This window comes from Aminobacter sp. P4_H6_2 (assembly GCF_056400805.1).
Genome location: NZ_JBFUKO010000159.1, coordinates 1 through 9444 on the forward strand (window position 1 = coordinate 1; position 9444 = coordinate 9444).

Here is a 9444-nt window from a genome sequence, read left to right on the forward strand (position 1 = left end):
GCACGATCACGCATTTCCACACGCCTGGCGGCCTGGGCATCCGCGTCGATTCGGGCGTTTATTCCGGCTACAAGATCCCACCTTACTACGACAGCCTGATCGGCAAGCTGATCGTGCATGGTCGCAACCGCGTCGAATGCATGATGCGTCTGCGCCGCGCACTCGACGAATTTGTGGTAGATGGTATCAAGACGACGTTGCCGCTGTTTCGTGAACTCGTCGGCAACCCCGACATTGCAAATGGCGACTACGATATTCATTGGCTGGAAAAACATCTCGCGAAAGGCGAGTAGACTGGGGGTCGCATGACCCGTCCTTATGCGCCCGGCTACAGCATACCCACGGACCTTCTGCTGAAGGCCTATGCGTCGGGCGTCTTTCCCATGGCCGAGAGTGCGTCGGATCCGGAGGTCTTCTGGGTCCGACCCGAAACGCGCGGCATCATCCCCTTTGAAACCTTCCATGTGCCGCACAGCCTTGCCAAGAAGATACGGCAGGGCCAGTTCGAGATCCGCTTCGACAGCAACTTCGAAGCCGTTATCGATGCTTGCGCCGAGCGGCGCGCGGGGCGCCTGTCGACCTGGATCAACGCGCCGATCAGAGAGGCCTACGCCCACCTCCACCGCATCGGAAACGCCCATTCGGTCGAGGCATGGCGCGACGGAGTGCTGGTCGGGGGGCTCTATGGCGTGTCGTTGGGCCGTTCCTTCTTCGGCGAAAGCATGTTTTCGCGCGAGACCGACGCCTCGAAGGTTTGCCTCGTCCATCTGGTCGAGCGGCTCAAGCAGCGAGGTTTCCTGCTGCTTGATACGCAGTTCACCACCGACCATTTGAAACGCTTCGGTGCGGTCGACGTGCCGCGCGACAAATACGAAAAGATGCTGGCCAAGGCACTTGTCGGCGAAGCCACGTTCTCACCTTGAAGGCGACGCTAGTTCCTGGCCTTGCCGGCTTCGGGCTTGGTCGGCGTATGCGCGTGGAACATCAACTTCCAGCCCTGCAAGCGGTGCACGTAGCCTGAACTGACGAGTGCTGAATAAGGCTCGCCATTGTCGCGGATCGCATTGGCTTCATAGGTCAGGATGACAATGTCGCTGCCCGGCTCGACTATGCCTTGCAGCTTCATCTCCAGATTGCGCCAGCGGTTCGGCTTGGTGGCGGTCGCGGCAATCTCTGCGTTGCTCATCACGCCGGCCATGTCGGGAAAGGCGACAAGGCATTCCCTGTCGGCGTTTTCGGCAAAGAACTCCTGATTGCCGGTCCAGAATTCCCGTTCGAGTTCGAGAAGTTCGTCACGATTGACGGTCACCGCAGCATCCTCCGCTCGCGTTGCTCACAACGACAAACGCCAGGGATCGGAAGCGGTTCCGAAAGGGCCGGGACGGGCCCCGGCAGATTTGGGAATACGACAATCTGGGCCTTGGCAGCGCCCCGGTTTCGGACCGCAAACGCGCCGCCTGCGGTTTGACAACAGCCGCGACAATACAACACTATGCAATATCGCGGCTGTGCAGGTAGGCGAAATGGCAATTGCGCAAGGGGTCAATGGCCTCATACTGTCAGCACTCCTCGCCACTGCTCTTGCAGCATGTAGTGGCCTGCCCCGAGATTCGTTCACGGCCGATGAGCAAACAGATGCAACTGTCTCAGGCTTGTCCAATGTGCGTATCTGGGCCGATTCGGAATCGGCCGGGCGTGAGGCGGCATACATCTCCCAACAGCCGCACAAGCACCTCTCCTACCTTGCGCTTTCCGGCGGCGGTGGTGATGGGGCGTTCGGAGCCGGATTGCTGAAGGTTGGACACAAACGGGCACACGGCCTGAGTTTACCGTCGTGTCGGGCGTCAGCACCGGTGCGCTTATCGCACCATTCGCCTTCCTTGGTCCCGCCTATGACGACACCTTGAAGGAAATGTATACCGGTGGGTACGGGATCACGCTGGTCGACTCGCCCGATCCCATCAATGCGATCTTCGGCTCCGGCCTGTTTGACAGCGGCCGCATGCAGACGCTCGCCCAGAAATTCGTCACGCCGGAGGTGATCGCCGCTGTCGCGCGTGAACACCGAAAGGGACGACGCCTGCTCATACTGACCACGAACCTCGATGCCCAGCGCCCCGTCATCTGGAACATGGGCGCGATCGCGGCGAGCGGCGCTCCCGGCGCCAACGAGCTTTTCCGCACGGTCATGGCCGCCTCGGCCAGTATCCCCGGCATATTCACGCCAACATTCATCCCAGCCGAAAGCGGCGGCCATCGCTTCCAGGAAATGCATGTGGACGGCGGTGTCGTGTCCAACGTGTTCATCCTGCCGGACGACATACTGTTCCGGAACCCGCGCCTGCCACTGAAAGGCTCGGCCGATCTGTACGTGCTGATGAACGGGAAACTGCACCCATCCTTCGAGGTGGTCCCAAACCAGACAAAAGACATCGCCGGGCGTTCCGTCTCGACGCTCATCCAGACCAACTCACGCGCTACGTTGCAGGCGACCTACGCGTTCGCCCGCCGCAACGGCATCGGCTTCCACCTCGCCGCGATACCGGTCAACGTGGCTGACAGCGGCACCGAGGAATTCGAAACCGAAGACATGCGGAGGCTCTACCAATATGGCCTCGGCCGGGCCGCAAATGCCTGGGTATCGACGCCAACCGAAAGCCGACCACAAGTGGTCACCGCTTCAGCTGCCATGACGCGTCCTAGCCGACGATAGACGCGGCCAGCAGTACGTCAGTTGCACCTGCCGATATCAGTTGGTTTTGGCAGCTTCCGGCGCCGGAATGTCCGACTTCTGCTTGCAGGCCTTCAGCCAGACGTCATAGACGGCGTGCTCGACGGCGTTGAGGCCCGGGCTTTCGGCAAACATCCAGCCGGTGAAGATGCGCCTGATCTTGCGGTCGAGCGTGATCTCGTCAACTTCAACGAAGGAATCCGTCTTGGGCTCCTCGTTTTCCGGCCTCGAGTAACAGACGCGCGGCGTCACCTGCAGCGCGCCGAACTGCACCGTTTCGTCGACATAGACATCGAAGGTGATGATACGGCCGGTGATCTTGTCGATGCCGGCGAACTCGGCGATCGGATTCTTGATGCGCTGGGGTTTAGGTGCTGCCTGTGGCGCTGGTTGTGCTTCGCTTGGGGCCGGCTGGGTCTCGCCAGGTATCGGCTGAACATCGATCGCCGGCAGATCGTTGCCCTGCTCGACCTGTTGATCGAGCGGCAGGCGCTGAATACTGTCCTGGGCCATCGCCTGGCCAAGCCCTGCGCACAGCGCAACCGTGGCAAGCAGAGCTTTCGCCTTCGATCGTCCGTTCGACGGAACCCGGCCAAGAAATGTCATTGAGTCGTTACCGCCGTTGCGCCCGGAGTGTTTTGCACTCGCTGATTCCCACGCGCCAAGGCTAATCGCCTGGCGCCAATGGGCAAGGAGTTAGCCGCCAATTGTGGCGACAAATGTCCGCGCCGATGTGCTGTCTTATGCGCCGGGCGTCCAGGCGTCGTAGTCTCCGGTCACCTGTGGACGATGCGTATTGCCCAGCACCGAGCCCTTCGGACGGTAAGCGCCGCCGGTGCCGGTCAAGTTAGGCTGATGCGGCTTCTGCCAGTCGCGCGGAATGTAGTTGTCGCTCGGGGGCGCTACATCGACGCGATGGTGCATCCAGCCGTGCCAGCCGGGCGGAATCATCGAGGCTTCGGACACGCCATTGTAGATCACCCAGCGACGCGTGCGGCCCTCGGAGTCCTTGCCGCCTTCGTAATAGACGTTGCCGAACTCATCCTGGCCCACCTTGGTGCCTTTGCGCCAGGTGTGAAAGCGGGTGCCAAGCGTCTGGCCGTTCCACCAGGTGAAAAATTGAACAAGGAATTTCTTCATCGGATCCTCGCGGCAGGCGCGTCGAAAGTCTCCTGCTTATGGCGTCAGGCCGTTCCGAAGGCAAGGCTTTAGACGCCCAATCTTGGGGTCTGCGACGATTGGCAGGCATCAGTGACAGCTTGCGCAGGATGCTTCCAACTGGCGAGGCAACTCGACGCGCACTGGCCAGCACTATACTCTGTGGGTCAGGCGGTAGATCTATCACGCACGCGGAGGTTCGAAATGGCCATAAGCGGGGAAAGAGTTCACCCTCTGATGAACAAACTCACCGGTCTGATCGCTATCATCCTCGGTTTCCTGATGGCCGCTGAGGGCTACAGGTCCGGATCGAACTGGCTGATCTTCTTGGGGATTGTAGTCCTCGCGGTGGGCCTGGTTCTGCTTGCGCTCAAGATTGCGCGACGCAATCAAGGCGGACAGCTCTGAGGCTGCGTTGATAACATTCCTTTGCCGAGAGCTTGGTCCAAGCTCGCAACGTGGACGCGCGCGAACCATGGCCGCATAGCCGATGCCCTTCATGCAAGTCCTCGAAATGCTGAGCATGCTGGTGACGATCTTCGGCCTGCCGCTCGCGATCTTCATCTTCGTCTACGAGCAGCGCAAGGCGCGCGTCAACGAGGAGGAAGAGATCTACCAGATGCTGTCAGACGGCTACACCAACTTTTTGACGCTGACGCTCGAGCATTCCGACCTCTATCTGCAATCGCATACGGCCACGGAAGGTCTGACCGCCGAGCAGAAAGACCGGCTGCTCGCCATGTTCGCTATCCTCATCTCGCTGTTCGAGCGCGCCTATCTCGTCATCTACGAAGCAGACATGCCCGAGCGGAGAAAGCGCCGCTGGGCGTCGTGGGAGGATTTCATGCGCGAATGGTGCCGGCGCGCGGATTTTCGCGATGCCCTGCCCCAGTTGCTGCCGGGCGAAGACCCCGAATTCGCCGTCTACATCCGCCGGCTCGCGCAAGAGGAAACAGCGCGCCGCTCGTCCTGATGGACGATGCCATCTCGCAACTGCTCACGTCTTCATCTCGCACTTGCAAAATCTCTAGCCGGTCCGTAATGGATTCTGGCCCAATTCGGGCTCTCGGACTGGCTTGCTAGGCTGGAACCGGGCATGGGAGGAAACGACATGGCTTCTGACGCGCCTGCCGGCCGCATCACGCCCGCCGAGCTGTTGGCCCGCAAGGGCGGCGAGCCCATCGTCTGCCTCACCGCCTACACCTACCCCATTGCCCGGCTGCTCGACCCACATGTCGACCTTCTGCTTGTCGGCGACAGCGTCGCGATGGTGTTGCATGGCCATGCGACGACGCTCGGCGCGACGATAGACATGATGATCGCGCATGGCCAGGCCGTGATGCGCGGCTCTGTCCGCGCCTGCGTCGTCGTCGACATGCCTGCCGGCGGCTACGAGGACACGGTCGAAAACGCCGTGGCCTGCGCCAAGCGCATCATGCGTGAAACCGGCTGCGACGCGGTCAAGCTCGAAGGCGGCGTCGCCATCGCCGCCCAAATCGCCGCCATCGTTGCATCAGGCATCCCGGTCATGGGCCATATCGGGCTTTTGCCGCAGTCGGTCGAAAAAGAGGGCGGCTACAAGATCAAAGGCCGTTCCGAGGCCAATGCCCAAGCGCTTTATGCCGACGCCAAGGCTGTGGAAGCAGCTGGCGCGTTTTCCGTCGTCATCGAAGGCACTGTCGAGCCGGTGGCCGCTGAAATCACCCGGCGCATAGCCATTCCTACCGTCGGCATCGGCGCCAGCGCTGCCTGCGACGGGCAGATCCTGGTCATCGACGACGCCATCGGACTGACCGTCGACCGCGTGCCGAAATTCGTCAAGGAATATGCCCTTTTGCGCGACACTATGTCCAAAGCCGCAGCGGAATACGCGCGTGACGTTCGCAGCCGCGCTTTCCCCGGCCCCGAGCACCTGTTTTCCCTGAGCAAGGACAAGGCATGACCGCTGTCGTCGAAACCATCGCTGCCCTGCGCGTGCAAGTGCAGGCATGGCGAGCCGAAGGCCTCAAGGTCGCGCTGGTCCCAACCATGGGCGCCTTGCATGACGGGCATATCTCGCTGATGCGTGCTGCCCTTGAGCGCGCCGACCGCTGCGTCGTTTCGATCTTCGTCAATCCGCGCCAGTTCGCGCCGACCGAAGACCTCGACAAATATCCCCGCCAGCTGGCGCAGGATCTCGCGCGCCTCAATGAAGCCGGTGTCCATCTCGCCTTCACGCCCGGTGTCGACGAGGTCTATCCACAAGGCTTTGCCACCGCGATTGCGGTGGGCGGCCCATCCGCAGGTCTCGAAACCGCCTTCCGACCTGCTTTCTTCGACGGTGTCGCCACCGTCGTTGCCAAGCTCTTCATCCAGGTAACGCCCGACCTCGCCGTCTTTGGCGAGAAGGACTACCAGCAGCTCTGCGTGGTCAAGAAGCTGTGCCGCGATCTCGACCTGCCGGTTGAAGTTCTGGGCTCGCCGACGATCCGCGATGCCGAAGGCCTCGCCATGTCATCGCGCAACGCCTATCTCAGCCCCACCGAACTCACTGTCGCGCAACAGCTCAACAAGGTGCTGCGCAAGGCTGCTTCGTCGCTCCAATCGGGCGCAAACGAAGAAGCGACAATGGCAGCCGCTAGTCAGGCGATTCTCGATTCCGGTTTCAATTCCGTCGACTACGTCGAAGTGCGCGAAAGCCTCACGCTTGCGCCGTGGCAGAAAGACCATGATGGCCGCGTGCTGGTCGCTGCCCGTCTCGGCAAGACACGCCTGATCGACAATGTCGAGGTCGCTGCCAGCTAGGCCGCCGCTTCAGCTCAGGGGTTTTTCCAGCACCAGCGACAAGACCCCCGTTTCCGCGATCTCGGGGTCTGGATCGCCCCCCGACTTCACAAAGCCGTTGGCGAGATAAAAGCCCAGCGCCTGAACGTTCGCCTCTTCGACTTCAAGGCGAATCGAATGCGCTTCGGGAAAGCTCTGCTCGATCTCATCGAGCAACATGCGGCCGATGCCGGCGCGCTGATATTCTGGGCGTACATAAAGCTGGTAGAGCACGACGATCTTGGAACCGCTGGTCGCCGCGGCAAAGGCCATGCCTGCGATCTTCTTGCCGTCATCGGCGACCAGGAACTCGGAATTCGGCCTCGTCAGCCGCGCCTTGAGCGCGGCAAGCGAGTGCCATTCGGTGGTGATCTGGTTGACCCGCTCGATGCCGTAGATGGCATCGTAGGTCGCGTGCCACGTTTCGGCGAGCAGCGCCTTGATGTTCTCAAGGTCGCGTTCGCTCGCCGTGCGGACAAACACCGCTTTATTCCTCGATGCCGATCTTGGCCTTGACCAGGTCGTTGACGGCCTGCGGATTGGCCTTGCCACCCGTCATCTTCATCACCTGGCCGACGAACCAGCCGGCCATTGTCGGCTTGGCGCGGGCCTGTTCGGCTTTGTCGGGGTTGGCGGCGATGACATCGTCGACCGCCTTTTCGATGGCGCCGGTGTCGGTCACCTGCTTCATGCCACGGCTTTCGACCAGCTCACGCGGGTCGCCACCCTCATTCCAGATGATCTCGAACAGGTCCTTTGCGATCTTGCCGGAAATCGTGCCTTCCTTGATCAGGTCGATCACGGCCCCCAGCTGATCGGGCGTTACTGGAGCGTTTTCAATGTCCTTGCCAGCCTTGTTCAAGGCGCCGAGCAGGTCGTTGATGACCCAGTTGGCGGCAAGCTTGCCGTCGCGGCCAGCGGCCACTTTCTCGAAATAGTCGGCGATCGCCTTTTCCGAGACCAGGATCGAGGCGTCGTAGACGGACAGGCCGAGGCTGTTGACCAGCCGCGCCTTCTTGTCGTCTGGTAGTTCCGGCAGGTCCTTGGCTAGCGCATCGACATAGGCCTGGTCGAATTCAAGCGGCAGAAGGTCCGGATCGGGGAAGTAGCGGTAGTCGTGCGCTTCTTCCTTGGAACGCATCGCGCGCGTCTCGCCCTTGCTGGGATCGAACAGGCGGGTCTCCTGATCGATCTTGCCACCATCTTCGATGATGGCGATCTGGCGCCGCGCCTCATATTCGATGGCCTGGCCAACGAAGCGGATCGAGTTGACGTTCTTGATCTCGCAGCGCGTGCCGAATTCGCCGCCCGGACGGCGCACGGACACATTGACGTCGGCGCGCATCGAGCCCTCGTCCATGTTGCCGTCGCAAGTACCGAGATAACGCACGATGGTGCGCAGCTTGGTGACATAGGCCTTGGCCTCGTCCGACGAGCGCATGTCGGGCTTGGAGACGATCTCCATCAGCGCCACGCCCGAGCGGTTGAGGTCGACATAAGACATTGTCGGATGCTGATCGTGAATCGACTTGCCGGCGTCCTGTTCGAGATGCAGGCGCTCGATGCCGACTTCGATGTCCTCGAACTCGCCCTTGCGGTCGGGACCGACCGAAATGGTGATCTTGCCCTCGCCGACGATCGGCTGCTTGAACTGCGAAATCTGGTAGCCCTGCGGCAGGTCGGGATAGAAATAGTTTTTCCGGTCAAAGACAGACTTGTGGTTGATCTGCGCCTTGAGGCCGAGGCCGGTGCGGATCGCCTGCTTGACGCATTCCTCGTTGATGACGGGCAGCATGCCGGGCATCGCCGCGTCGACAAGACTGACATTGGCATTGGGCTCGGCGCCGAAGGCGGTCGAGGCGCCGGAGAACAGCTTTGCTTCCGACGTCACCTGGGCATGAACCTCGAGGCCGATGATGACTTCCCAGTCACCGGTGGCACCGGGGATGAAGCGCTTGGCGTCGGGCGTGCGGGTGTCGATCAGGGTCATGGTAATCCGAATACGTCCGTGTCTGTTTTGTCGCCTTCTGGCGAACGACAAATCGTACCGTTTCGCTAGATCAATCGTTGCCTTGTTGCAACCGTCGCGTTGGAAATGCGCGCTCAAGCCGCGATCTCTGGCACTTTCGAACAGACTATCCTATATCGGTCCCATCCCGATGGAGTTTGGATGTTCAACTCGTTTGAGTCCCGCTAAAGCCCCGACCTTCTCCTGAAGGCGGGGCATGAAAACCAGAAACCACCGTGCTGCGAGCAATCGTGGCTGCGGCTTTTTGTTTTGGCTGTTCAGTCAGTAGGCTGTTCGGCCTGGTTTTCCAGGACTCATCAACCAATGAACATATCGCGCATAGAGCAGCGCATCCTGCACCTGCTCGCCCAGGGCGGGCGGATCGAAATCGAAAAAGACGACAGCAACAAGATCGAAGCCGTGATCTGCCTCACCCGCGAGGGCTGGCAATATACGGATTTCGATCTCGAACTTTTCAGGAAGCTACGGCGAAGGAAGGCAGTCGCCTCGTCGCAAGGCGGCCCCTACCGCATTACCAGGGTAGGACTGAAACTTGTCCGTCCCGAACTCGACAACAGATGATGCAGATCATGCCGGATCCGCGTAAGCGGATCCGGCGCTTAGCTAACGGCCTCAAGCCGTCGCGATATAGGCCTTGATCTCCTCGGCCTCGCGCTCGACATCCTCGATGCGGCGCTTGACGACGTCGCCGATCGACACGATCCCATAGAGATAGCCGTCGCGC

At 60.9% G+C, this 9444-nt stretch carries 12 protein-coding genes and 2 pseudogenes; 8 read left to right on the forward strand and 6 right to left on the reverse strand.

Annotation, left to right across the window (positions count from 1 at the left end):
* Together AC1DUU_RS13690 and aat are read left to right on the forward strand one after the other, a co-directional pair.
* Positions 1-293: pseudogene (locus tag AC1DUU_RS13690) on the forward strand (acetyl-CoA carboxylase biotin carboxylase subunit); the annotation flags it as partial.
* Between the two features lie 12 nt (positions 294-305).
* Complete coding sequence (gene aat / locus AC1DUU_RS13695; protein WP_476783967.1) at positions 306-923, forward strand: leucyl/phenylalanyl-tRNA--protein transferase; 618 nt, start codon at positions 306-308, stop codon at positions 921-923.
* Between the two features lie 8 nt (positions 924-931).
* On the opposite strand, the gene AC1DUU_RS13700 is transcribed toward aat, so the two are convergent.
* Positions 932-1309: a hypothetical protein gene (locus tag AC1DUU_RS13700; protein WP_476783968.1), complete on the reverse strand. Its 378-nt coding sequence runs from the start codon at positions 1307-1309 to the stop codon at positions 932-934.
* Positions 1310-1834: 525 nt separating this feature from the next.
* On the opposite strand from AC1DUU_RS13700, the gene AC1DUU_RS13705 reads away from it, so the two are divergent.
* Complete coding sequence (locus AC1DUU_RS13705) at positions 1835-2713, forward strand: patatin-like phospholipase family protein (RefSeq protein ID WP_476783969.1); 879 nt, start codon at positions 1835-1837, stop codon at positions 2711-2713.
* A 36-nt stretch (positions 2714-2749) separates the two neighbouring features.
* Here the strand turns inward: AC1DUU_RS13705 and AC1DUU_RS13710 are convergent, their stop codons facing one another.
* Together AC1DUU_RS13710 and AC1DUU_RS13715 are read right to left on the reverse strand one after the other, a co-directional pair.
* Positions 2750-3160, reverse strand: a complete 411-nt coding sequence (locus AC1DUU_RS13710) for a DUF2155 domain-containing protein (RefSeq protein ID WP_476783977.1) — start codon at positions 3158-3160, stop codon at positions 2750-2752.
* 312 nt (positions 3161-3472) lie between these two features.
* Positions 3473-3871 (reverse strand): NADH:ubiquinone oxidoreductase subunit NDUFA12, encoded by a 399-nt coding sequence (locus tag AC1DUU_RS13715; RefSeq protein ID WP_109577332.1) that lies wholly within the window; start codon positions 3869-3871, stop codon positions 3473-3475.
* Between the two features lie 255 nt (positions 3872-4126).
* On the opposite strand from AC1DUU_RS13715, the gene AC1DUU_RS13720 reads away from it, so the two are divergent.
* The 4 genes from AC1DUU_RS13720 to panC all read left to right on the forward strand — a co-directional run bounded on the left by AC1DUU_RS13720 (position 4127) and on the right by panC (position 6673).
* Positions 4127-4297: a hypothetical protein gene (locus AC1DUU_RS13720; protein WP_476783970.1), complete on the forward strand. Its 171-nt coding sequence runs from the start codon at positions 4127-4129 to the stop codon at positions 4295-4297.
* A 91-nt stretch (positions 4298-4388) separates the two neighbouring features.
* Positions 4389-4862, forward strand: a complete 474-nt coding sequence (locus tag AC1DUU_RS13725) for a hypothetical protein (RefSeq protein ID WP_476783971.1) — start codon at positions 4389-4391, stop codon at positions 4860-4862.
* 138 nt (positions 4863-5000) lie between these two features.
* Positions 5001-5831 carry a 3-methyl-2-oxobutanoate hydroxymethyltransferase gene (gene panB / locus AC1DUU_RS13730; RefSeq protein ID WP_476783972.1) on the forward strand — a complete coding sequence of 277 codons (831 nt, stop codon included), beginning with the start codon at positions 5001-5003 and terminating at the stop codon, positions 5829-5831.
* The gene (panC, locus tag AC1DUU_RS13735) at positions 5828-6673 is read left to right on the forward strand and encodes a pantoate--beta-alanine ligase (RefSeq protein WP_476783973.1); all 846 of its coding nucleotides are present in this window, start codon (positions 5828-5830) and stop codon (positions 6671-6673) included. Before panB ends, panC begins: the two co-directional genes overlap by 4 nt.
* 9 nt (positions 6674-6682) lie before the next feature.
* Here panC and AC1DUU_RS13740 read toward each other — a convergent pair whose 3' ends face one another.
* Together AC1DUU_RS13740 and gatB are read right to left on the reverse strand one after the other, a co-directional pair.
* Positions 6683-7174, reverse strand: coding sequence for an N-acetyltransferase family protein (locus tag AC1DUU_RS13740; protein ID WP_476783974.1), 492 nt, complete (start codon positions 7172-7174; stop codon positions 6683-6685).
* A gap of 4 nt (positions 7175-7178) precedes the next feature.
* Complete coding sequence (gatB, locus tag AC1DUU_RS13745; protein WP_476783975.1) at positions 7179-8681, reverse strand: Asp-tRNA(Asn)/Glu-tRNA(Gln) amidotransferase subunit GatB; 1503 nt, start codon at positions 8679-8681, stop codon at positions 7179-7181.
* A 342-nt stretch (positions 8682-9023) separates the two neighbouring features.
* Between gatB and AC1DUU_RS13750 the strand changes: the two genes are divergently transcribed.
* Positions 9024-9281: a YjhX family toxin gene (locus AC1DUU_RS13750; RefSeq protein WP_476783976.1), complete on the forward strand. Its 258-nt coding sequence runs from the start codon at positions 9024-9026 to the stop codon at positions 9279-9281.
* A 51-nt stretch (positions 9282-9332) separates the two neighbouring features.
* Here AC1DUU_RS13750 and AC1DUU_RS13755 read toward each other — a convergent pair.
* Positions 9333-9444: pseudogene (locus AC1DUU_RS13755) on the reverse strand (CBS domain-containing protein); the annotation flags it as partial.